This is a genomic window from Streptomyces griseoviridis, assembly GCF_005222485.1.
GTDB classification, from domain to species: Bacteria; Actinomycetota; Actinomycetes; order Streptomycetales; family Streptomycetaceae; genus Streptomyces; species Streptomyces hintoniae.
The window spans coordinates 8,462,749-8,486,107 of sequence record NZ_CP029078.1; the positions used below are offsets into that span (position 1 = coordinate 8,462,749).

19 protein-coding genes are annotated in these 23,359 nt (G+C 73.4%); 10 read left to right on the forward strand and 9 right to left on the reverse strand.

Annotation, left to right across the window (positions count from 1 at the left end; translation table 11 throughout):
* Positions 1 to 4 precede the first annotated feature (4 nt).
* From DDJ31_RS36495 to DDJ31_RS36525, 7 genes are all read left to right on the forward strand, one after another.
* Positions 5 to 1,600, forward strand: a complete 1,596-nt coding sequence (locus DDJ31_RS36495; RefSeq protein ID WP_127182426.1) for an FAD-binding oxidoreductase — start codon at positions 5 to 7, stop codon at positions 1,598 to 1,600.
* A 53-nt stretch (positions 1,601 to 1,653) separates the two neighbouring features.
* Positions 1,654 to 2,586 carry a YegS/Rv2252/BmrU family lipid kinase gene (locus DDJ31_RS36500; RefSeq protein WP_127176142.1) on the forward strand — a complete coding sequence of 311 codons (933 nt, stop codon included), beginning with the start codon at positions 1,654 to 1,656 and terminating at the stop codon, positions 2,584 to 2,586.
* Between the two features lie 15 nt (positions 2,587 to 2,601).
* Positions 2,602 to 3,054: a flavodoxin family protein gene (locus tag DDJ31_RS36505; RefSeq protein WP_127176141.1), complete on the forward strand. Its 453-nt coding sequence runs from the start codon at positions 2,602 to 2,604 to the stop codon at positions 3,052 to 3,054.
* An 87-nt stretch (positions 3,055 to 3,141) separates the two neighbouring features.
* Complete coding sequence (locus tag DDJ31_RS36510) at positions 3,142 to 4,860, forward strand: serine/threonine-protein kinase (protein WP_127176140.1); 1,719 nt, start codon at positions 3,142 to 3,144, stop codon at positions 4,858 to 4,860.
* A 163-nt stretch (positions 4,861 to 5,023) separates the two neighbouring features.
* Positions 5,024 to 6,664 (forward strand): phosphoglucomutase (alpha-D-glucose-1,6-bisphosphate-dependent), encoded by a 1,641-nt coding sequence (gene pgm, locus DDJ31_RS36515; RefSeq protein ID WP_127176139.1) that lies wholly within the window; start codon positions 5,024 to 5,026, stop codon positions 6,662 to 6,664.
* Between the two features lie 108 nt (positions 6,665 to 6,772).
* The gene (locus DDJ31_RS36520; protein ID WP_127176138.1) at positions 6,773 to 7,609 is read left to right on the forward strand and encodes a PP2C family protein-serine/threonine phosphatase; all 837 of its coding nucleotides are present in this window, start codon (positions 6,773 to 6,775) and stop codon (positions 7,607 to 7,609) included.
* Positions 7,610 to 7,758: 149 nt separating this feature from the next.
* Positions 7,759 to 8,754: an MASE1 domain-containing protein gene (locus DDJ31_RS36525; protein ID WP_171480950.1), complete on the forward strand. Its 996-nt coding sequence runs from the start codon at positions 7,759 to 7,761 to the stop codon at positions 8,752 to 8,754.
* Between the two features lie 36 nt (positions 8,755 to 8,790).
* Here DDJ31_RS36525 and DDJ31_RS36530 read toward each other — a convergent pair whose 3' ends face one another.
* Together DDJ31_RS36530 and DDJ31_RS36535 are read right to left on the reverse strand one after the other, a co-directional pair.
* Complete coding sequence (locus DDJ31_RS36530; protein WP_346656263.1) at positions 8,791 to 9,252, reverse strand: hypothetical protein; 462 nt, start codon at positions 9,250 to 9,252, stop codon at positions 8,791 to 8,793.
* Positions 9,253 to 9,661: 409 nt separating this feature from the next.
* Positions 9,662 to 10,036 (reverse strand): hypothetical protein, encoded by a 375-nt coding sequence (locus tag DDJ31_RS36535; protein ID WP_127176136.1) that lies wholly within the window; start codon positions 10,034 to 10,036, stop codon positions 9,662 to 9,664.
* A gap of 540 nt (positions 10,037 to 10,576) precedes the next feature.
* On the opposite strand from DDJ31_RS36535, the gene DDJ31_RS36540 reads away from it, so the two are divergent.
* Positions 10,577 to 12,844: a M4 family metallopeptidase gene (locus tag DDJ31_RS36540; protein WP_127176135.1), complete on the forward strand. Its 2,268-nt coding sequence runs from the start codon at positions 10,577 to 10,579 to the stop codon at positions 12,842 to 12,844.
* 100 nt (positions 12,845 to 12,944) lie between these two features.
* On the opposite strand, the gene DDJ31_RS36545 is transcribed toward DDJ31_RS36540, so the two are convergent.
* From DDJ31_RS36545 to DDJ31_RS36565, 5 genes are read right to left on the reverse strand one after another with little or no spacing between them, the layout of a single operon-like run.
* On the reverse strand, positions 12,945 to 14,414 hold the full coding sequence (locus tag DDJ31_RS36545; protein WP_127176134.1) for an HAD-IA family hydrolase: 1,470 nt from the start codon (positions 14,412 to 14,414) through the stop codon (positions 12,945 to 12,947).
* A gap of 58 nt (positions 14,415 to 14,472) precedes the next feature.
* Positions 14,473 to 15,549: an ABC transporter ATP-binding protein gene (locus DDJ31_RS36550; RefSeq protein ID WP_127176133.1), complete on the reverse strand. Its 1,077-nt coding sequence runs from the start codon at positions 15,547 to 15,549 to the stop codon at positions 14,473 to 14,475.
* 6 nt (positions 15,550 to 15,555) lie between these two features.
* On the reverse strand, positions 15,556 to 16,371 hold the full coding sequence (locus DDJ31_RS36555; protein ID WP_127176132.1) for an ABC transporter permease: 816 nt from the start codon (positions 16,369 to 16,371) through the stop codon (positions 15,556 to 15,558).
* Positions 16,356 to 17,255, reverse strand: coding sequence for an ABC transporter permease (locus DDJ31_RS36560; protein WP_127176131.1), 900 nt, complete (start codon positions 17,253 to 17,255; stop codon positions 16,356 to 16,358). The genes DDJ31_RS36555 and DDJ31_RS36560 overlap by 16 nt, the downstream gene beginning before the upstream one ends.
* Positions 17,252 to 18,403, reverse strand: a complete 1,152-nt coding sequence (locus DDJ31_RS36565; RefSeq protein WP_240677950.1) for an ABC transporter substrate-binding protein — start codon at positions 18,401 to 18,403, stop codon at positions 17,252 to 17,254. Before DDJ31_RS36565 ends, DDJ31_RS36560 begins: the two co-directional genes overlap by 4 nt.
* 242 nt (positions 18,404 to 18,645) lie before the next feature.
* Between DDJ31_RS36565 and DDJ31_RS36570 the strand changes: the two genes are divergently transcribed.
* Positions 18,646 to 19,386, forward strand: coding sequence for a GntR family transcriptional regulator (locus tag DDJ31_RS36570; protein ID WP_127176129.1), 741 nt, complete (start codon positions 18,646 to 18,648; stop codon positions 19,384 to 19,386).
* 30 nt (positions 19,387 to 19,416) lie between these two features.
* A complete protein-coding gene (locus DDJ31_RS36575) occupies positions 19,417 to 19,947 on the forward strand; it encodes an adenylate kinase (RefSeq protein ID WP_127176128.1) in 531 nt (176 codons plus the stop codon).
* 66 nt (positions 19,948 to 20,013) lie between these two features.
* Here the strand turns inward: DDJ31_RS36575 and DDJ31_RS36580 are convergent, their stop codons facing one another.
* Both DDJ31_RS36580 and DDJ31_RS36585 read right to left on the reverse strand, forming a co-directional pair.
* Positions 20,014 to 22,458, reverse strand: coding sequence for a GH92 family glycosyl hydrolase (locus tag DDJ31_RS36580; RefSeq protein ID WP_127176127.1), 2,445 nt, complete (start codon positions 22,456 to 22,458; stop codon positions 20,014 to 20,016).
* 82 nt (positions 22,459 to 22,540) lie between these two features.
* Positions 22,541 to 23,218 carry a hypothetical protein gene (locus DDJ31_RS36585; RefSeq protein ID WP_240677949.1) on the reverse strand — a complete coding sequence of 226 codons (678 nt, stop codon included), beginning with the start codon at positions 23,216 to 23,218 and terminating at the stop codon, positions 22,541 to 22,543.
* Positions 23,219 to 23,359: the final 141 nt, after the last annotated feature.

Consider the following 23,359-nt stretch of genomic DNA (forward strand, 5'->3'; position numbering starts at 1 on the left):
CCAGATGGACATGCTGTGGAGCGGCTGGGGCGACCCGGCCGAGGCGGCACCGCTCCCGGAGACGGTGACCGGACTCCTGCGCGACCTGCTCGGCGTCACCCCCCGCGCCACCGGACCCGTCGACCTCGCCGACCTCGACGTCCCCGAACCCGGCCTCCCGCCTGCCGTCCTCGACGACCTGGCCGGCGCGGTCGGCGGCGCCGCGCACCTGCGCACCGACGCCGAGACCCGCGTCCGGCACACCCGCGGCAAGTCCACCCCCGACCTGCTGCGCATCCGCGACGGCGACCTCGACGACGTCCCCGCCGCCGTCCTGCTGCCCGCCGGGCACGACGACGTCCTCGCCGTCCTGCGGGCCTGCGCCCGGCACGGTCTGCCGCTCGTGCCGTTCGGCGGCGGCACCTCCGTCGTCGGCGGCCTCGCCCCCGCCCGCCGCGGCCCCTTCGTCGCCCTCGACCTGCGCCGGATGGACCGCCTCCTCGCCGTCGACCCCCTCTCCCGCACCGCCACCCTCCACCCCGGCCTGCGCGCCCCGCACGCCGAAGCGCTGCTCGCCGCCCAGGGGTTCACCCTCGGCCACTTCCCGCAGTCCTACGAATGGGCCACCATCGGCGGCTTCGCCGCCACCCGCTCCAGCGGCCAGGCATCGGCCGGCTACGGACGCTTCGACGAGATGGTCCTCGGCCTCACCCTCGCCACCCCCGAGGGCACCCTCGACACCGGCCGCGCCCCGCGCTCGGCCGCGGGACCCGACCTGCGCCAACTCCTCCTCGGCTCCGAGGGCGCGTTCGGCGTGATCACCTCGGTGACCGTCCGGATCCGCCCGGTCCCCGCCGTCCGCCGCTACGAGGGGTGGCGCTTCGCCTCCTTCGAGGACGGCGCCACCGCCCTGCGCCATCTCGCCCAGGACGGCCCCCGCCCCACCGTGCTGCGCCTCTCCGACGAGACCGAGACCCTCGTCGGCCTCGCCCAGCCCGACGCCATCGGCGCCGCGGCACCGCCGCAGGCCGCCGGCTGCACCGCCGTCGCCGGGTACGAGGGCACCGCCGAGGAGGCCGCGTACCGGCAGGAGCGGGCCGCCGCCGTGCTGCGCGCCTGCGGCGGCACACCCCTGGGCGCGGAACCGGGGGAGCGCTGGGCCCACGGCCGCTACGCGGCCCCCTACCTGCGCGACGCGCTCCTCGACGCGGGCGCCTTCGCCGAGACCCTGGAGACGGCCGCCTTCTGGTCCCGCGTCCCCGAGCTGTACGCGTCCGTGCGCGCCGCGCTCACCGCCACGCTCACCGAGGCGGGCACCCCGCCCCTGGTCATGTGCCACATCTCGCACGTCTACGAGAACGGCGCCTCCCTCTACTTCACCGTCGTCAGCGCCCAGGGCGAGACCCCCCTCACCCACTGGGCGCGGGCCAAGCGGGCCGCGAACGAGGCGATCCTCGCCGCGGGCGGCACCATCAGCCACCACCACGGCGTCGGCACCGACCACCGGGACGCCTACCTCGAAGAGGCGGGCCCCCTCGGGATCGCCGCGCTGCGCGCCGTGAAACGGTGCCTCGACCCGGCGGGAGTCCTCAACCCGGGTGTCCTGCTGCCCCTCGACTGACGGCGCGAGCCGCCGCCCGCCCGCAAGCCACCGCCCGCCTTGGAGGCGCCCCGATGCGACAGTTCACCGCCGTCGTCAACCCCACCGCGGGCCGAGCCGCGGGCGCCGCCGCGCTGCTCGCCGTGGCCCGGCTGCTCCGGGAGGCGGGCGCCGAACTGGAGACCGCGTACAGCCGCAGCCTCCCCCACGCCCAGGAACTCGCCCGCGCCGCGGGGGACCGGGGCCGGGTGGTGCTCGCCGTCGGCGGCGACGGCATGGCGGGCTCCATCGGCGGCGCTCTCAGCGGCACCGGCACCGTCCTCGGCCTGGTCCCCGCCGGACGCGGCAACGACTTCGCGCGCGCTCTGCGACTGCCCACCGCGCCAAGGGAGTTGGCCGACCTGCTGCTGCACGGCACCCCGCGCCCCGTCGACACCGTCGAGGTCAGCTCCGCCGTCCACGACAGGACCGTCGTCCTCGGCAGCGTCTACGCCGGGGTCGACGCGCTCGCCAACCTGTACGCCAACCGGGCCGGACTGCTGCGCGGCGCCGCCTCCTACTACGCCGGCGGCCTGCGCGCGGTCACCACCTGGCGGGCCGCCCACTACCGGGTCACCGTCGACGGCACCGAGCACCGGCACACCGGCTACACCGTGGTCGCCGCCAACTCCGGCTACTACGGTTCGGGTCGGGCCATCGCGCCCGACGCCCGCGTCGACGACGGACTCCTCGACATCGTGCTGATCCGCGACGCGCCCCGCCGCCTCTTCTTCACCCTGATGAACGAACTGACCACAGGCGCCCACGTGCACAGGCCCGAGGTGCGGATCCTGCGCGGCCGGGAGATCCACATAGCCGCCGACCGGGAGATCCCCTACGGCGCCGACGGCGAGGTGGACGCCGCCCTGCCGGTGACGGCCAGGATCCTGCCGGGAGCGCTGCGCGTCCTGTACGCCGACCCGCACGCCGAGCTCCCGGGACAGCGCCCGGCCCCCGACCCGCGCTGAACTAGGGTGCACCGCGTGCCCACCCTGCTGATCGTCCATCACACCCCGTCCCCGAACTGCCAGTCGCTGCTGGAGGCCGTCGTCTCCGGGGCCACCGCGCCCGAGATCGAGGGCGTGGACGTCGTCCGCCGCCCCGCCCTGGCCGCCACCGCCTCCGACGTGCTGGCCGCCGACGCCTGCCTGCTGGGCACCCCGGCCAACATCGGCTACATGTCCGGCGCCCTCAAGCACTTCTTCGACCAGGTCTACTACCCCTGCCTCGACGCCACGCGCGGCCGGCCCTTCGGCTACTGGGTGCACGGCGGCAGCGACGTCACCGGCGCGGTACGGGCCATCGAGTCGATCACCAAGGGCCTCGGCTGGCGCGCGGCGGCCCAGCCGGTCACCGTCACCGGGACACCCTCCCCGCAGGACCTGGAAGCCTGCTGGGAACTGGGCGCCGCCCTCGCCGCGGGCCTGACGGACTGACCGGCCGACGGCCGCAGGCCACCGCCACCGCCCGCGCGGGCCGGGGCCCCGCCCCCGATGTCCGAGCGAGGCCCTAAGCTCCTCGCCATGAACGAGGGGGACACCGGCAGACGCGTGGTCGACGAGCGCTTCGCCCTGGAGGCGAGGCTCGGCGGCGGAGGCATGGGCACCGTGTGGCGCGCCCGCGACCTGCTGCTGCACCGCAGCGTCGCCGTCAAGGAGGTCAGGCCCGCCGACCCGGGCCTCGCCGAGTACGACCCGGCGTCCGCGCGGGCGTTGCGCGAACGCGTGCTGCGCGAGGCCCGCGCGCTCGCCCGGGTCCAGCACCCGAACGTCGTGACGATCCACCACATCGTCGACGGCGGTGAGGGCACCTACCCGTGGATCGTCATGGAACTGGTCGAGGGCGGCTCCCTCGCCGACCGGCTGGCCCGCGGACCCATGGCACCCGCCGAAGCAGCCCTGGTCGGCCGAGGCGTCCTCGACGCGCTGCGCGCCGCCCACGCCACCGGCGTCCAGCACCGCGACGTCAAACCGGCCAACGTCCTGCTGCGCCCCGACGGACGGCCCGTCCTCACCGACTTCGGCATCGCCGCGATCCGCGAGGCCACCGCGCTCACCGCCACCGGCTCCATCATCGGCACCCCCGACTACATGGCCCCCGAGCGGGTGACCGGTGAAGCCGGGGGACCGGCCGCCGACCTCTGGTCGCTGGCGATGATGCTGTACGAGGCCGTCGAGGGCCGGCACCCGCTGCGCCGCGCGACCACCCTGGCCACGCTCGCCGCCGTCATCCGCGAGGAGGTCCCGCCGCCCGCACGGGCGGGAGCCCTGGCGCCGGTCCTGCGGAGCCTGCTGGTGCGCGACCCGGCCGTCAGGCCGGACGCCGCGACCGTCGACCGGATGCTCGCCGAGGTCACCGACCCGGCGGCCGCACCCCCGCCACCCGCGAGCGGCCCGCAGTCGCCGGCCCCCGCGGACGCGATCCCCGCCACGGACCCCCACCAGCCGCAGACCTCCTACCCCCTCGCGCCCCCGGCGCAGCCGCCGGGCCCCGGCCCGGTACCGCTGGTCACCGTCGTCCCGCCGACCGGCGCCGGGCGGCCGGGGCGGGTGCGGCGCGCGCTGATCGCCACCGGGGCCGTCGGCGTCGTCGCGATCGGCGGGATCGTCTGGCAGGCACTGCCGGGCGACGACGGCAAGGACGCCTCCGCCTCCACCGGCACGGACGGCAGGACCTCGCAGCCGCGGCCCTCCACGAGCGCGACCCCGTCGGCCGGCTCGGACAAGGGCGGCGCGTCCGCGAGCCCGCGCGCGACGGCGTCACCCGCCGCGGGCAAGGGCAGGACCTACGGACTGCTCGGCCCCGACGGCATCAGGACCGCGCTCGACGCGGTCCGCGAGGAGACCGGCAGGACCCGGTTCACCGACCTCACCGTCTACCCCGAGTTCGTCTCCGTGCAGGCGATGGTCCCCGGCAGCAAGAACCGCTACGACACCTACACCTACCGCCCCGGGAGCGGCGTCACGAAGGGCATCATCAGCGGCAGCCTCTCCAGCGGCAAGAAGCCGAGCAGCCTTGAGGAGTACGACTGGGACGCGGTGCCCGCGCTGCTCGCCAAGGCCGAGAAGGACCTCAAGGTCAGCAAGCCGACCACCCGCTATCTGGTGCTCCGCGAGGCAGGCAACGTCTTCGGCACCCCCGCCGGGATGATGATCTACCTCACCAACGAGTACCAGGAGGTCGGCTACCTCTTCGCCGACACCAAGGGCAAGATCATCGACGAGCGGCCGTTCCAGGACTGACCCGCGGGCGACCGCCGTCGGGCCGGACACGGCAGCGGAACGGGCCGTCGCGGCGGCCCCGGGCGGCACCGCCGGGTACGGGGGGCCACTCGCGGCCGTCCGGGGTGACGGGAGAGGATGGAGCGGCAACCGATGTGATCGACCGACGTGGAGGAGCGGGCAGATGCAGCACGAGCGAGCGGGCGGTCCGGCGGGGCCCGAGGACCTCGTCGACGTGGCCCGGCTGGTCACCGCGTACTACGCACTGCGCCCCGACCCCGCCGACCCGGGCCAGCGCGTCGCGTTCGGCACCTCGGGACACCGCGGTTCGTCCCTGGCGACGGCGTTCAACGACGACCACATCGCCGCCACCAGCCAGGCCATCTGCGAGTACCGCGCCCGCCAGGGCACCGACGGGCCGCTCTTCCTCGGCGCCGACAGCCACGCCCTGTCCGAGCCCGCGCGGGTCACCGCCCTCGAGGTGTTCGCCGCCAACGGCGTCACCGTCCTCATCGACAGCGCGGACGGCTACACGCCCACCCCGGCGGTCTCGCACGCCATCCTCACCCACAACAGGGGCCGCACCTCGGGACGCGCGGACGGCGTCGTCGTCACCCCCTCGCACAACCCGCCGGGCGACGGCGGCTTCAAGTACAACCCGCCGAACGGCGGCCCGGCCGGGTCGGACGCCACCTCATGGATCCAGGACCGGGCCAACGACCTGATCGCCGCAGGGCTGAAGGACGTCCGCCGCATCCCGTACACCCGGGCCCTCGCCGCCCCCACCACGGGCCGCCACGACTTCCTCGGCGGCTACGTCGCCGACCTCCCGAACGTCCTCGACCTCGACGCGATCCGCGCCGCCGGGGTGCGCATCGGCGCCGACCCGCTCGGCGGCGCGTCCGTCGCCTACTGGGGCCGGATCGCCGAGGAGCACCGCCTCGACCTGACGGTGGTCAACCCGCTCACCGACCCGACCTGGCGGTTCATGACGCTCGACTGGGACGGCAAGATCCGCATGGACTGCTCGTCGCCGTACGCCATGGCCTCCCTCATCGAACAGCGCGACCGGTTCCAGATCGCCACCGGCAACGACGCCGACGCCGACCGGCACGGCATCGTCACCCCGGACGCCGGACTGATGAACCCCAACCACTACCTCGCCACCGCCATCGCCTACCTCTACCGCCACCGCGAGGAGTGGCCGGCCGGGACCGGCATCGGCAAGACCCTGGTGTCCTCCTCGATGATCGACCGCGTCGCGGCCGACCTGGGCCGCCCGCTCGTCGAGGTGCCCGTCGGCTTCAAGTGGTTCGTGGACGGACTGGTCGACGGCTCCCTCGGGTTCGGCGGCGAGGAGTCGGCCGGCGCGTCCTTCCTGCGCGGGGACGGCTCGGTGTGGACCACCGACAAGGACGGCATCATCCTCGCGCTGCTCGCCTCCGAGATCCTCGCGGTCACCGGGAAGACCCCGTCCGAGCAGTACACGACGCTCACCGCCCGCTTCGGCGACCCCGCCTACGCGCGCATCGACGCCCCCGCGACCCGCGAGGAGAAGGCGCTGCTCGGCACCTTGTCGCCCGCCCAGGTCGACGCCGGCACCCTCGCGGGGGAGGCCGTCACCGGAGTGCTCACCGAGGCGCCGGGCAACGGCGCCCCGATCGGCGGAATCAAGGTGACGACGGAGAACGCCTGGTTCGCGGCCCGGCCCTCGGGCACCGAGGACGTCTACAAGATCTACGCCGAGTCCTTCCACGGCCCCGACCACCTGCGCCAGGTCCAGGACGAGGCCAAAGAGGTGGTGCGGGCCGCGCTGGGCGGCTGACCGGGCGGCCGGGGCGGGTAAACGCGAGATTCATCTCCCTATGTCCCGCTTTTGTAGTAAATCGGATGATCTAACCTGAGAGGGCAACCGTCCCCGCCGGAGTGATCAATGTCCCGCAAGGGTCCAACGGACGACGGCGACGAGCTGCTGGCCAGACTCGGATCGCTGACCGCCCAGGCACGCGAACTCGCCGAGCTGCAACGCTCCCGGGTCGAGCTGGCCGTCGCCCTCCAGCGCGGCATGCTCCCCCGGGACCTGCCCGGCGTCCCCGGCGTGCGCCTGGCCGTCCGCTACGCCCCCGCCAACCACGGCCTCAACGTCGGCGGGGACTGGTACGACGCCTTCACCATGCCCGACGGACGGATCGGCCTCTCCATCGGCGACGTCCAGGGCCACAACATCGAGGCCGCCGCCTTCATGGGCCAGGTCAGGGTCGGCCTGCGCGCCCTGGCCTCGGTCACCAGCGAACCCGGCGAACTCCTCGCCCGCACCAACGACCTGCTGCTCTCCCTGGGCACCGACCTCTTCGCGACCTGCACCTTCATCCGGCTCGACCCGGCCACCGGCATCCTGGAGAGCGCCCGCGCCGGCCACATACCGCACATCTGGGCCACCGCCGACGGCCAGTCCGGCGTCGACGACGGCGAGGGCGGCCCGCCCCTCGGGGTCGGCCGGGGCATGGAGTACCCCGTCACCCGGCACCGCCTCACCACCGGCGGCGTCTTCGTGCTGCTCACCGACGGCGTGGTGGAGGGCCCCTCGCTCAGCCTCGACGAGGGCCTCGGCCAGGTGGTGCGGCTCGCCGGCATCGCCGCCGTCGCGGGCCTGGAGGCGGGCGCGCTCGCCTCCAGCGTGATCAAGATGGCCGAGACGGTGGGCCACGAGGACGACGCGGCTGTCCTGGTCGTCCGCCACGACGGCCCCACCACGGAACACCGCGTCTGACGGGCCCACCGCAAAGGCGCCGCGTCCGACCGGGTCCGGTACGGAACACGGCGCCCGACGGGCCCATCACCGGGCCGTACGTCCGGGGCGTCCCCCGGGTGGCCCAGCCCGCGCCGCTCGCGTGGCCGACCGGGCGCCGCCGGTGTCTGATGGCTGCTGTGGTGGGTACCCAGCAACTGCGGCGTCCGGTCGTGTTCGCCGTCCAGACGCTGACCGTCGCCGCCTGCTACTTCGCGGCCGGACGGCTCGGACTGCTGCGCCAGCTCGTCGTCGAGGGCGCCGTCGTCACCCCCCTCTACCCGCCCACCGGCGTCGCCGTCGCCTGCCTCCTCCTGTACGGGCTGCGCTGCTGGCTCGGCATCGCCATCGGCGCCCTGCTGGTCGTCTGGTCGATCACCACCCCCGGGCTCTCCGTGATCGGCACCGTGCTCGGCAACACCGTCGCGCCCGTCTGCGCCTGCCTGATGCTGCGCAGGGTCGGATTCCGGATCAGCCTCGCCCGGCTGCGCGACGGACTCGCCCTGGTCTTCCTCGGCGCGCTGGGCGCCATGCTGATCAGCTCCACGAGCGGCGCCGTGCTGCTCGTGGCCACCGGAAAGCTGGAAGTGAGCGCCTTCTGGCCGGTCTGGCTCGCCTGGTGGGTGGGCGACGCGATGGGCGTCCTGATCGTCACGCCGGTGCTGCTGCTGGCCCTCGGGGTCCGCCCCCGCCCGAACCTCGGCCGCTGGCGGGAGGCGCTCGGCCTCACCCTCATCGTCGTCGTCCTGGTCCCGGTGGCCACCCGGTCGACGTTGAGCGTGCTGTTCCTCATCTATCCGCTGCTGATCTGGGCGGCGCTGCGCTTCCAGCTCGTCGGCAGCATGCTCTGCGCCCTCTTCGCGTCCGTGATGACGACGATCGCGGCGACCGACGGGACAGGTCCGTTCGTGCACCTGTCCGACGTCGAGGTGATGATCAAACTCCAGGCGTTCAACGGTTCCATGGCCCTGACCGCGCTGCTGCTCTCCGCGCTCATCACCGAGCAGCGCAACACCCGCCGCTCGGTGGAGCTGGCCTGCGACGAGCTGATCGAGGTCCTCGACCATCTGACGGCGGGGGAGACACCGCAGGGACGGCCGCCACCGGCGCGCCGTCCCCTTGAGTGATCGTCCCGCTGTCGGCCGCCGGGCGGCGGCGTCGGGTCAGCCGCCGAGCGGCAGCGTCACCGACTGCTGGTAGATCGTGGGCCGCTCGCCCGGGTAGGTCAGGGTCAGTTGGGTGAAGCTCTGCACCTGCGGGTGCCTCTTCCACGGCTCGGTGTTCGCGAGGCTCACCACCACCGGGTACGAGTGGAAGGTGCCGGCCGCGCAGTAGGGCTTGCAGTCGTTGACCACGTTCACGCCCTCGCCGCTCGCTCCGTTCGGGCCCCACCGCGTCCAGTGCACCGACTCCAGGCGGCTGTTGCCGTCACCGCAGGCGATGATCAAGGCGGAGGGGCGGACGGTGGGATGCCTGAAGCAGTCCACGAGTACCGGGCCCCGGGACCGCTGCTGAGTGACCTGGACGGTGGACGGCGTCGCCGATGTGGCGGCGAAGGCCGGTGCCGCCGCGGCGGCGAGCGACGCGCCGCAGCAGAGGGCGACCGCCGTGGTGAGTGTGCGCATGACCATATCCGCTCCCGGCCCGTGCCTCGCGGCACCGGCGGTAGTCCGATCGTGGTTCCGACGCTAAGGCCGGGCGCGGTCGCGCACCACTCGGACGGAGCAGCCCGGACGGACGGCGGCGACGGCCGGCGCCCGTCCGCGCCCCGCCGGGAAAGGGAACCGGGCCGCCGGGGTGTCCTGAAGAAGTCTTCACACCGCGGACAACCGACCGACGACCGGGCCACGGGTCGACCGAACCACGGGTCGACCGCACCACGGGCCGACCGCACCACCGGGCGGCCGGACCACCGACCGATCGACCGGCCGCCGACTGGCCCCCCACCGACCGATCGGCCTACCCACCGAGCAACCGGTCACCGGCCGTGGCGCGGAAGGCGCCCGGTTCCCGCACCGCGACAGCCGTTCGGGTCTAGATCTCCAGTTCGGTCTCGACCCGGCGGAGCTGGTGGCGGGCCATCGCCAGGTTCGAGCGCGCCTTGTCCACCACCAGGTACAGGAACAGCCCGTTGCCGTCGCGTCCGGTCACCAGCCTGATCAGGTGGTACTGGGAGTCGAGGGTGATCACGATGTCCTCGATGCCGCTCGTGAGGCCGAGGTGCTGCATCGTGCGCACCTTGGCGCGGATCACGTCGGTGTTCCCGGCGGCGGCCATGGTCAGGTCCAGCTCCTTGCCGCCGCCCATGGTGCCCAGGGCCATCCCGCTGGTGTAGTCGACGACGGCCACCCCCAACGCCCCCTCGACGGCGGTCATCAGCTCCTTCATCGACACGTCCACGTTCGCCATGGAACCTCCCCTTGGTCGTCGAGCGCGGCGGCCCCGCGGTCACCGGGTCGCCTCCTGTCCGGACGGTAGGCATGCCGACCGGGCATATGCCGAACGTCTCCGGGACTGACGGAGGTTGGTCGGAACGCGGCGTCCTGTGACCGTTAAGAAGTCGTGAACTGACCTCATGGGAGCGGAAGTTGACGCCTGGTGGCCCTCGGCGTCCGAACCGCCGGTTCCGGTCACCGGAACGTCGAACGCGCAGCGCGGAAGCGCCAATTCCAGCCGTTATCTTGTCGCCTCCATGACAAGCCTGTGGGCGGGATGTCAGTCTTCTGTCCGCGAGTTCACCTCGCATACACAACCCCCACATCTCGCGCACCCCTCACACCCCCCACTTCCTCCCGTCCCCCACCTCCTTTTCGCTCGCGGCCGGCCGGCCACGTCCTCCTGACGTGCGCCCGTGCCGCGTGCCGCACCCGCGTGCCGTCGGACGGCCACCCCCGGCCGACCGCTCTCTACGGCCTCCACCCGAGGCCGATCGCACCGAAGGAGAACGCCTTGTCGCGGCAACACCGTTCCTCGCACCGCTCCAGATACGCGCTGACCCTCGCCCTCACGGCCGTCGGCACCCTGCTCGCCACCGGTGTCCAGACCGGCACCGCGGGCGCGGCCCCCGCCGCCCGCGACACGATCCACGCCACCCCCAGGGCGGGCGCGGCCCCGGCCGGACTCACCCCCGCCCGGCGCGCGGCCCTCCTGAAGGGCGCCACCGCCAAGGCCGCAGCCACCGCCGCCGGCCTCGGTCTCGGCGCCAAGGAGAAGCTGGTCGTCAAGGACGTCGCCCAGGACGCCGACGGCACCACCCACACCCGCTACGAGCGGACCTACGCCGGACTCCCGGTCCTCGGCGGCGACCTCGTCGTGCACGCCAAGGACGGCCGGATCACCACCTCCGAGGCCACCGACGCCACGGTCACCGTGCCGACCCTCACCCCGAAGGTCACCTCCGCCACCGCCCGCGGCAAGGCGCTCGCCGCCGCGAAGAAGGCCGACGCCAAGGGTGCCGCGATCGACACCGCGCCCCGCCTGGTGGTCTGGGCGGGCGACGCCGACCGGCCCACCCTCGCCTGGGAGTCCGTGGTCGGCGGCCTCCAGCACGACGACACCCCGAGCGAGCTGCACGTCGTCACCGACGCGGCCACCGGCAAGGAGCTGTTCCGCTTCGAGGGCGTCCAGACCGGCACCGGCACCGGACAGTTCAGCGGCACGGTCCCGCTGAGCACCACGCTCTCCGGCTCCACGTACCAACTGGTCGACGGCGACCGCGCCGGGCACCGGACGTACGACCTCAACCAGGGCACCTCGGGCACTGGCACCCTCTTCACCGATGACAACGATGTCTGGGGTGACGGCACCCAGAGCAACCGGCAGACCGCCGGGGTGGACGTCGCCTTCGGCGCCGCCGCCACCTGGGACTACTACAAGGACGTCTTCGGCCGCAACGGCATACGCAACGACGGCGTCGCCGCGTACAGCCGGGCCCACTACGGCAACAACTACGTCAACGCCTTCTGGTCCGACTCCTGCTTCTGCATGACCTACGGCGACGGCTCGGGCAACACCCACCCGCTGACCGCCCTGGACGTCGCCGCGCACGAGATGAGCCACGGCGTCACCAGCGCGACCGCGGGTCTCACCTACTCCGGCGAGTCCGGCGGCCTGAACGAGGCGACCTCGGACATCTTCGCCGCCGCTGTGGAGTTCCACGCCGACCTGCCCGCCGACGTCCCCGACTACTTCGTCGGCGAGAAGATCAATATCAATGGCAACGGCACCCCGCTGCGCTACATGGACAAGCCGTCGCGGGACGGCACCTCCCGCGACTCCTGGGACTCCTCGCTCGGCGGCATCGACGTGCACTACTCGTCCGGTCCCGCCAACCACTTCTTCTACCTCCTCTCGGAGGGCAGCGGCGCCAAGACCGTCAACGGGGTCGCGTACGACAGCCCGACCTCCGACGGCCTCCCGGTCACCGGCATCGGCATCGAGAACGCCCAGCAGATCTGGTACCGGGCGCTCACCACGTACATGACGTCGTCCACCAACTACGCGGGCGCCCGCACCGCCACCCTCCAGGCCGCGGCCGACCTGTTCGGCGCCTACACCCCGACCTACCTCGCGGTCTCCGACGCGTGGGCGGCGATCAACGTCGGCCAGCGGATCGCGCCCGGCGTCAACATCGCCGCGACGGCGAACCAGACGAGCGGTGTCGGTGACGCCGTCTCCCTCCAGGTCGAGGCCTACACCACCAACACCGGCTCCGCGCTGACCTATTCGGCCACCGGGCTGCCGGACGGGCTGACGATCGACGCGAGCGGTCTGATCACCGGCACCCCGACCACGGCCGCCACCAGCACCGTCGCGGTGACGGTCGCCGACGCCACCGGATCCACCGCGACCCGCACCTTCACCTGGCGGGTGGCCCACCTCTACGCCAACAGCACCCGGATCGACATCCCCGACGCGGGAGCGGCCGTGGAGTCCCCGGTCACCGTCTCCGGCAGGACCGGCAACGCCTCGGCGACCACCGAGGTCTACGTCAAGATCGTGCACACCTACCGGGGCGACCTGACCGTCGACCTGGTCGGTCCGAACGGCACGGTCTACTCCCTGCTCAACCGCAGCGGCGGCTCGGCCGACAACGTCGACCAGACCTTCACGGTCGACGCCTCCGCCCAGCCGGTCGAGGGCACCTGGAAGCTGCGGGTCCAGGACCGGGCGTCGATCGACGTCGGCTACCTGGAGAAGTGGTACCTGGCTCCCTGACCTGACCTGACCTGACCTGACCTGACCTGAACCGGGATCGGGTGATCCCGGTCCCGGTCCGTGGCCCGGCCCGCCTCGCGCGCGCCGGGCCACGGCCGTGTCACCGCGGGCCGGTCAGGGTGAACGTGGTGAGGACGGCCGCGTGGTCCGACGGCCAGTCGTTGCCGGCGACGTCGGGCCAGGCGCGCGGCACGCCGGTGACGACCGTGCGGGAGTCGGCCACGTCGAGGCCGGGCCCGCCGTACAGCACGTAGTCGATGCGGTCCTGCGGCTCGGGGCGGGACGGGTCGTCCTCGTGCACCGGGTGGAGGGGCGACCAGGTGGCGCCGGGGGAGCGGACCGGGTCGGGGTGCGCCCGCCGGTAGGAGTCGCGCAGGCCCGCCTCCTCGGCGGCCAGGGTCACCGGCCAGGGGACGTCAGGACGGTCCAGGTGCGAGGGGCAGTTGAAGTCCCCGGTCAGCACCACCGGCACGCCGGGCCGCCCCGACGCGGCGATCCGCCCGAGCGTCTCCCGCATCTGCCCGAGCCGCACCTCCTCGTGGGCGACCAGGTCGGCCGCCGGGAGCCCGTCGAGGTCCGCCTCGTAGGGGCCGTACGGCGCGCAGTGCAGATGCGCCGTCCAGACGTCGACCTCGTGGCTCCCCACCGCGATCCGCACCCCGGCGGCCCCGTAGAAGCCGACGTCGGGGTCGCCGAGCCGGGCGGTGATCGGGTGGCGGCTGAGGACGCCGAGGTTCTCGCCCGCCTGGTGGTGGTGCCAGCCCAGCGCGTCGGCGAGTTCCGCGGTGGCGGTGTGCGCCGTCTCCTGGAGTCCGACGACATCGGCTCCGGTGTCCAGGACGACCTTGAGCTGCTTGGCCCGGTGGTCGTCGACCGGCGCGCCGCCGAGCCAGAGGTTCCAGCTCAGCACCCGCAGCCGGGGCCCGACCAGAGCGCGCAGCCGGTCCGGGGTGACCTCTTCGAGGCTGGCGACGACGGTGCGGCCGGGCGCCGCGTCGATGGGCGCGAGGGACGGCACCGCGACGACGGCGCACCCGGCGGCCTCCGCCGAGGAGACCCCGGTGGCGGTGTCCTCGACGGCGACGCAGCGGGCCGGGTCGACACCGAGCGCGGCGCAGGCGGCCAGATAGGGGTCGGGGTCGGGCTTGGTGCGCGGGGTGTCGTCCGCGGTGACCGACACCCGGAACCGGTCGGCGCCGAGCGCCGCGAGGACGGTGTCGGCGACCGACCGGGGCGACGCGGTGACCAGGGCGGTCGGCACGTCGTCGCGGGCGAGGGCGTCGAGGAGTTCGAGGGCTCCCGGGCGCGGGACGACCCCGGTGCGCACCCGGTCGGTGAACTCGTCGTGCAGCCGCTCGCCGAGTCGGCCGGAGGGGGTCGCGGTGGTCCGCGCCAGCCAGTCCGCGGTGTGCTCGACGGGACGGCCGAGGACCTCCGGCTGGTCGGCCTCGGTCAGCGGTCTGCCGAGGCCGGTGGCGACGCACTGCACCGCCTCCCACCACAGCCGCTCGGTGTCGACGAGCGTGCCGTCCATGTCGAACAGGACGGCCTGGAGCGGGAATCGGGTCACGGTGTCAACTCTCGGGTGGTGGGGGGAAGGGTTCTGCGGGGGAGTGCCGGGGCGCCGTTCAGCCGACGCGTTCCGCGACCAGGACCGGCCGGTCGGGCAGCGAGACCCGGACGGCGGTCCCGGCGGACAGCGCGGCGGCCTCGTGGGTGGGCAGGTCGGCCTTGACCTCGGTGCCGTCGTCGAGCCGCACGGTGACCCGGGTGGCCGCGCCGAGGAACGCGGTGGCGACGACCCGCGCGCCCGCGTCGACCTCCGGTGTCAGCAGGACCGCCTCGGGGCGGACCAGGACGTCGACCTCGGAGGCGGCGGGCGGGGTGCCGTCGACGGGCAGCCGTCCGCCGAGCACCTCCACGGCGCCGCCGGACAGCCGGGCGGGCACCCGGCTCATGGTGCCGACGAACTCGGCGACGAAGGCGGTCGCCGGCCGGCCGTACAACTCGGCGGGTTCCGCGCACTGTTCGAGGCGTCCTTCGCGCATCACCGCGACCCGGTCGGCGACCGAGAGCGCCTCCTCCTGATCGTGCGTCACGAAGAGCGTGGTGATGCCGAGTTCCCGCTGGAGGCGGCGGATCTCCTCGCGCAGGGTGAGCCGCACCTTGGCGTCGAGGGCGGAGAGCGGCTCGTCGAGCAGCAGCACCCGGGGGCGCAGCGCGAGGGCGCGGGCCAGGGCGATGCGCTGCTGCTGGCCGCCGGAGAGCTGGTGCGGGAACCGGGCGCCCTTGTCGGCGAGCCCGACCAGATCAAGCAACTCGGCTGCCCTGCGCCGCCGTTCGGCCGGGCCCACCTTGCGCATCCGCAGCCCGAAGGCCACGTTGTCGACGGCGCTGAGGTGCGGGAAGAGGCTGTAGGACTGGAAGACCATGCCGGCGTCCCGGCGGTGCGCGGGGACCCGGGTGACGTCCGCGCCGTCCACCAGCACCTCACCGGCGTCGGGATGTTCGAAGCCGGCCAGCATGCGCAGCGCGGTGGTCTTGCCGCAGCCCGACGGGCCGAGCAGGGCGAGGAACTCGCCGGGGCGGACTGTCAGGTCCAGGCCGTCGAGGGCGACGGTCGGCCCGAACTCCCGGCGCAGTCCACGGAATTCGACCGTGGCGGCCTGCTCGGTCCTGACGTCTTCGAGTGCGGTGGCGGTCATCGGTCATCATCCCCGGGAGGCGGTCTTGGTACGTCCGCCGAATCCGGCGAGCGTGAGGAGCAGGGCCCAGGTGACGAGGAGGCTGAGCACGGAGACGGCGACGGACAGCTGGGCCTGCGAGCCGCCGATGCTGTAGATCCACACCGCGAACGGCGTGAATCCGAGGAGCTGGGCCACGGTGAACTCGCCGAGGACCAGCGCCAGGGTGAGGAACGACGCGTTCAGCAGCGCCCCGCGCAGATTGGGCAGCACCGCCCGCAGCAGCGCCTGCGGCCAGGCGGCACCGCAGCTGCGGGCGGCCTCGGCGAGGGTGCGCACGTCGATCGCGCGCAGCCCCGCGTCCAGCGCCCGGTACACGAACGGCAGCGCCATCACCACGTAGGCGAGGACGAGCACGAACGGGAAGTCGGGGTTCTGGACGGCCACGAACGTCTGGAACAGCGGGGTGCGGGAGAGGTGTTCGGGCCCCCACTTGAGGACCGTGGAGATCCCGGCGACGAACGCGATGGGCGGCACCACCAGCGGCAGCGAGCACACCACCTCGACGACCGGGCGCAGCCGGGGCGCCCCCAGCCGCAGCGCCACCACGGCCGGCACCATGAGCAGCAGCACCACGGCGATGGTCGCGAGCGCCAGTTCGAGGGAGAGCAGCAGACTGCTGGTGAACCCCTCGGTGGAGACGATGCGCCGGTAGGCGTCGAAGGTGACGCCCCGGCCGGGCACGTCCACCGTGAAGACCACCGAGGCGGCCAGCGGGACGAGGAAGTACAGGGCGGCGAGCCCGAGGACGGGCCACCGCCAGGTGTTCACGCGTCGAGCCATCGGGCGCTCCGTCGTTGCAGGGGCAGGTACACGGCCATGACGGCTCCGGCGACCAGGACCATGTCCAGGCTCAGCGCGAGCGCCACGTTCTCCTGCCCGACCAGGACGTTGCCTGAGATGGCGTCGGCGATCTGGAGGGTCACCAGCGGCACCGAACTGCCCACCATGGCCGCGGCGGTGGCGTACGCGGCGAACGCGCTGCCGAACAGCAGGACCAGGCCGCCGAGCAGGGACGGCGCGAGGACCGGCAGGGCCACGTGCCGCCAGTACTGGACGCCCGTCGCGCCGTTGTTGCGCGCGGCCTCCCGCCACTGGGTGCGCAGTCCTTCGAGGGCGGGTGTGATGGTGAGGACCATCAGCGGGATCAGGAAGTACAGATAGACGAGGACCAGACCCCCGAAGCTGTAGAGGTTCCAGCCCTTCTCGCCCAGGCCCAGACGGCGGGTGAGCACACCGGCGTTGCCGAGGGTGGCGACGAAGGCGAAGGCCAGCGGGACCCCGCCGAAGTTGGCGAGCACCCCGGACGCCGTCAGCACCGCCTCGCGCAGCGCGCGCGAGCGCGAGGAGACGACGGCCTGTGCGAGCGGCAGCCCCAGCAGGGCGCCCAGGAAGGCGCAGACCGCGGAGAGCTTGACGCTGCCCGCGAGCGCCGTCAGATAGGCGCCGTCGAGCGAGGCCGTCATGTTGGCGGTGCTGTACGAAGTGGCGCCGGTGGCCTGGTCCTTGACCGTGAAGGCGCCGTTCAGCATGGCGAGCGCGGGCACCCCGAACGCGACGGCGATGAAGGCGAGCAGCGGCACGACGGCCAGCCAGCCGGGGGCGCGGCGCCGCCGCTTCGGGGAAGCGGCGGACACCACGTCGGCCCGCGCGAGCGTGCCCGTCATCCGGAGACGGCCTTCGCCCAGCCCTGCGCGAGGACCTCCTTGGCCCTGCTCTGCTGGGCCTCGGTCGGGAAGGCCGGGGCGCCGGTCACCTGCGGGAGCTTGGCGGCGGCCGTCTTGTCGAGGGTGCCGGCCTTCTCCATGGCGGGCATCAGCGCCGGGCGCGCGTAGCCCGCGAGCCACAGGTTCTGGCCCTCGGCGCTGTACAGGTACTCCTGCCACAGCCGCGCGGCGGCGGGGTGCGGGGCGTCCTTGTTGACGGCCTGCGAGTAGTACTGGGAGAACTGGCCGTCGGTGGGGACCGCGACCTTCCAGTCCACGCCCTTGGACGTGAACTCGTCGGCGTACCCGGCGTTCAGGTAGTCCCAGTCGATGCTGATCGGCGTCTCGCCCTTCTCGACGGTCGCCGGGGTGGACTCGACGGGCGTGTAGTTGCCGTTCTTCTTCAGCTTGGCGAAGAAGTCGAGGCCGGGCTGGATGTCGTCGAAGGAGCCGCCGTTCGCGAGGGCCGCCGCGTAGACCCCGCCGAACGCCGAACCCGACTTGGTGGGGTTGCCGTTGAGGGCGACCTGCCTCTTGTACTCGGGCTTGAGCAGATCGGCGAACGTCGTCGGGCAGTTCTTCACGCGCTCGGCGTCGCAGCCGATGGAGACATAGCCGCCGTAGTCGTTGTACCAGCGGGCCTTCGCGTCCTTCTGGGAGGCCGGGATGTCGTCGTACCCGGCCACCTGGTAGGGCGCGAGCAGGCCCTGCTGGGCGGCGCTGAGCGCGAAGGAGCTGCCGAGGTCGAGGACGTCGGGCGCGCGGTCCTGGCCCTTGCGGGAGGTGACCGCGTTGATCTCGTCCTGGCTCGAACCGTCGGGGTTCTCGACCTCGATCTTGATGCCGTACTTCTTCTGGAAACCGTCGATCAGGGCGCCGTAGTTGGCCCAGTCGCGGGGCAGCGCGATGGCGTGCAGGGTGCCTTCCTTCTTGGCCGCCTTCACCAGGGCGTCCATGCCCCCGAAGTCGGCCGCGGAGGTGGCGGTCGCGGCGCTCTTGCCGTCGGTGGTGGCCGACGCGTTGTCGGGGGCGGCGCCGCAGGCGCTCAGGGCGAGCGCGGCGACGACGGCGAGGGAACCGGTCAGGACGGCGGTTCTCGGCTGGAACACGGTGACTCCAGAAAAAGGGGCGCGGGAACGCGGGAACGGCGGAAACTCAGGACAGGCGGAGAACTTGTCTGAACAAGTTGGCCTCAGTAAGTCCGGCTGTGGTGTCCTGTCCGTAAACACTGGTGAAACCCTGGTCCCCGGTTGCCTGCACATTCGCGGGCGAACCCGGCCGCGCCACGGCGCCGCCCGCCGTCGTTTACCCTGATCACGCTGTGCACAGCGGTAGACCCGGAGGGGGAACGGTGGCGACGCGACACGAGGAGATCGCCGACGAACTGCGGCGGGCGATCGACCGCGAGCAGTACACGGTCGGCAGCAGACTGCCCGCCGAGACGGACCTGGCCGCCCGGTACGCCGTCTCGCGCGGCACGATCCGCCAGGCGGTCGCCGCGCTGACCGCCGAGGGCCTGATCGGCTCCCGGCAGGGCGCCCGCCGGGTGGTGCTCGCCAGCCGCCGCAGCCAGAGCTTCGCCGAACTGCGCAGTTTCGCCCAGTGGGCGGCGGCGATGGGGCGCGAGGCGACCGGCCGGGTCGCCGCCCAGGAGTACCGGCCGGCCACGGCACAGGACGCGGCCCGCCTCCAACTCACCGAAGGCACCAGGGTGCTGCACGTCCTGCGGGTGCGCGGCCTGGACGGCGAACCGGTGCTCCTCGAACGCACCGTGTACGCCGACTGGATAGCGCCGGCCGTCGAGGGCATCGACCCGGACGCCCCCTCCGTCACCCAACTCCTCTTCGACACCACGGGACTTGTCTTCGCCTACGGCGAGCACGTCATCGACGCCGTCGCCGCGGGCGCCCGGGACGCCGAACTCCTCGACGTCCGCCGCAGCAGCCCGCTGCTGCGCGTCCGCCGGGTCACCACGACCCGCGAGGGGCGCCCGGTGGAGTGGTCGGACGACCGCTACCGCTCGGACGCCGTCAGCTTCAGCGTGCACAACTCCACGGCCAGCAACGCCCTCGCCCGCAAGACGGCCGAGTGAGACGCGGGGCGCGTGCGGTACGGTCCGGGGATGGAACGGATCTTGGTGGTGGGCAGCACGGGAGCGGGCAAGTCCACGCTGGCCCGCGCGCTGGGCCGCCGTCTCGACGTGCCGTACCACGAGATGGACGCCCTGTACTTTGCCGGGCCCGACTGGGCGGTCAACGAACGGCTCGCCGAGGACGTCGGCGAGATCGCCGCGCGACCCCGGTGGATCATCGACTCGCTCGGCTACCCGGACGTCCGCGACCTGCTCTGGGACCGCGCGGACACGGTGGTCTGGCTGGACTACGGGCGACACGTGATCATGCCCCGGGTGCTGCGGCGCTCGCTGCGGCGCACGGTCACCCGCGAGTCCCTCTTCGGCGGCAACCGCGAGCGGTGGCGCGACTGGCTCACCCGGGACCACCCCGCCTGGTGGGCCTGGTCCCGGTACCCGGTGCGGCGCCGCGAGATCGGGGAGCGGGTCGACGATCCCCGGTTCGCGCCGCTCACCGTGCACCGCCTTCGCACCCCCCGAACCACCGCCGCCTGGCTCGCGGGGCTGCCGTCCGGCGGCTGACCGCACGGCGCGGCGCGGCGCGGCCGGCACCCGACGGGGCCGGCCGCACCACCGCCCGCTCGGGCGCTACTTCGGCAGACCGGCCGGGTCCGTGGCCCACCCGGTGTTCGGCTGCTCGGCCAGACCGTAGGAGAGGGTGCCGCCCTTCAGGGTCAGCCCCGCGCCCACCCAGGAACGCCCGTGCGCCCGGCCGTCGAGACGGACGGAGCCGACGTACGCGTGGGTGGCGTCGGCCGCGGGCGCCTCGATCCGGATGTCACCGCGGCCCGACCGGTCGAGGACCGCCTTCGTGAACACCGGTGCCCCCAGCAGCAGATCGGCGCTGCCCGGCGCCTTCGGGTAGAGCCCGAGGCACGCGAACACGTACCAGGCCGACATCGTCCCGAGGTCGTCGTTGCCCGGCAGCCCCGAAGGCCCAATCCCGTAAACGGTGTCCACGATCTGACGGACCGTCGCCTGCGTCTGCCACGGCCTGCCCAGCGCGTTGTACAGCCAAGGGGCGTGGATACCCGGCTCGTTGGTCGGGTCGTAGCGCAGGGCGTCGCCGCCGCGCACCGACCAGGAGCCGTCCGCCTTGTGGAAGAAGCCGTCGAGGCGTGTCGCCGCCGTCGCACGGCCGCCCATCGCCTCGGCCAGCCCCGCCACGTCCTGCGGCACCATCCAGGTGTAGGTGGCGCTGGAGCCCTGCGCGAACCCGACGTCCGTGCTCGGCGAGAACGGCGTCACCCACGAGCCGTCGAGCCGACGGGCCTGCGCGTAGCCGCCGTCCGCGGTCGCCGCCGGGTTGAACACGTTCCGCCACCAGGTCCCCCGGTCCGCGAAGACCTCCGCCTCCTCGTCCCGGCCCAGCAGCCGCGCCCACTGGCCGAGCGCGGCGTCGGCCACCGCGTCCTCCAGCGTCTCGGCGGCGCCGCCCCAGCAGTGGCACACGTCCTGCGCCGCGTAGTGAGACGCCAAGTACTGCGCAAGGTTCGGGCGTTGGCCCACGCACTGGCCGGGGCAGCCCGCGTCCGACAGACCGTCGGGGTGCGGTTCGGTGGCCTGCCTGACCAGCGAGTCGAAGGCGCCCTCGTAGTCGAAGTTCCGCACGCCCATCGCGTAGAAGGTGGCGAGCGTCGCCGCCGTCGGGTCGCCGGTCATCACATGGGTGGCGCCGCTGACATGCACCCAGCGGTCCCAGACCCCGCCGTTCTGCCGGGCGAAGTTGTACAGCGACTGGGCGAAGTCCCCCGCCACCCGCGGCTTCAGGAGCGCGAGCAGCTGGATGTGCGCCCGGTACTGGTCCCAGCCGGAGAAGTTGCTGTACTGCCCGGCCTGGCCGCGCCCCACCCGGTGCACGGCCTGGTCCATGCCCCAGTAGCGGCCGTCCGTGTCACTGATCAGGTTCGGCTGCTGGAAGGAGTGGTACAGCGCCGTGTAGAAGGCCGTCCGGCGGTCTCCGGTGCCGCCCGCGACCCGCACCGACCGCAACTCCCTGTCCCACGCCCGGGATCCGGCCGCGGCCACCTGGCCGACGCTCGCCTTCCCGGGGATCTCCTCGCGCAGGTTCGTCTCGGCACCCGCGAGGCTCACGTAGGAGATGCCGATCCGCATCCGGACATCGTTGTCAGCGCTGGTGTCGAAGCCGACCCAGCCACCGGAACCACGCCCCGCGCGGTCGGCGCCCGTCGCGTAGCCCTCACCGCCCGACGCGGTGGTCGCGCCCGGCGCGAGCGTGCCGTCCCTCCAGGTGCCCGTGGTCGCGAACGCCCGGTCGAAGGAAGCGCTGAAGTACAGCTTGTAGTAACTCTTGCGGTTGTTGACGCCGCCGTTCGCGCGCCGCCCGCAGAACGCGCCGGTCAGCACCCAGCCGGTCACCTTGCGGTGCGCGGCGTCGATGTCGATGTGCGCGTCCTCGCTGCCGTTGAGGGAGTTGGAGACCCGGAACAGCAGATTCGCGGGCCGGTCGGCCGGGAACGTGAAGTCGGCGACACCCGCCCGCGCGCTCACCGCGAGGTCGGCACCGGCACCCGAGGCGAGGGCGACGGTGTACCTGCCGGGAACCGCCTTCTCGTCGGCGTGCGAGAAGTTCGACGCGTACACCGCGTCCCTGGTGTCCGCGGACGGCGACGACGTGACGTCACCGACGAACGGCATGATCGGCACGTCCCCCGCGGCCCCCGGGTTGCAGCCCGCGCCGTTGACATGGGTCAGGCTCAGGCCGCGCATCCGGGTGGCGCCGTACTCGTAGCCGTTGGCCGCGCCCGTGCTGGTCTGGTCGCCGGTCGTACTGGTGGGCGACCAGGCCATCATGCCGAACGGCAGCGTCGCCCCGGGGAAGGTGTTGCCGCCGTTCGACGAACCGATCAGCGGGTCCACGTACGACGTCGGCTCCGCCACCTCCCGGGGCGCGGCCTGCGCCGGGGCGGTGGAGCCGGTCGCGAGCGCTGTGGTCAGCAGGGCCGTCGCGACGACGGTGGTGGTGAGGCGTCTGGTGAAGTGCCCAGGCGTCCTGGGTCTGTTGAGGCGCATACGCCGGAAGGGTAGGAGCCGGGCGCCTGTGGGGGGAGAGGCTTCCTGGTCGTTTCGATGAAGGCGCGGTGAAGAACCGGCGTCACGGTCCCGGTACGCCGGCTTCGTCGCCCAGCCGGTGCAACGGCGTGCCACCGGCCCAACGCGCCAGCCGGGCACCGTCGATGAGGTGCACGTGACCCTGTCGGGCCGCCCAGCGCACGTCCCGCTCCGCGAACGTCCCCCGGTGCACGACCAGTCGCAGATCGGGCACGACCGGCCCGTGCCCCCGCGCACGGCGCCGCCAGGCGGGCTCCTCGTCCGGCAGCGGCTCGGCCACCGGCCGGAACGCCACCACCAGCAGCCGCCCCTGGGCGTCGCGCGCCGCGAGCCTGGGCCGGTCCTGCTCGGGCAGCGGCAGCACCCGCCACCCGTCCCTGCGCAGCATCCGCGCCACCGCGAGCACCAGCCCCGGCACGTCCAACTCCGCCAGTTCGTCCCGGGTGTAGAGACCGCGGCGCCGACGGGCCAGCGGCCTGCGCAGCAGACGTGCCGCCACCGCCCCGGTCACGAGCGCGGCGAGGACCGCGGCGGGTACGGCGGGCCCGTAGACACGGAACGCCAGCGCGAGCCCCACCACCCCCGCCGACCCGAGGAGCACCAGCAGGACGAGCGCGAACAGCACCTCGCGCAGCCTCGGCCCGTAACGCCCCCGCGCCCGCAGCTCCGACACGGCCTGGCGGCGCAGGACGCGCCGCGACCGCTCACCCGCCTCCGCCACCAGGGTCAGCTCCCCCCACCCCGCGAACCGGTCCGTGAGGGAGATGCGTACCCGCCAACCACCATGATCGCGCCACCAGTTGGGTACCGGCCACCGATGTGGCCGAGGGGCGGCAGGCCCGCGCGGCGGCTGAGGAGCCGG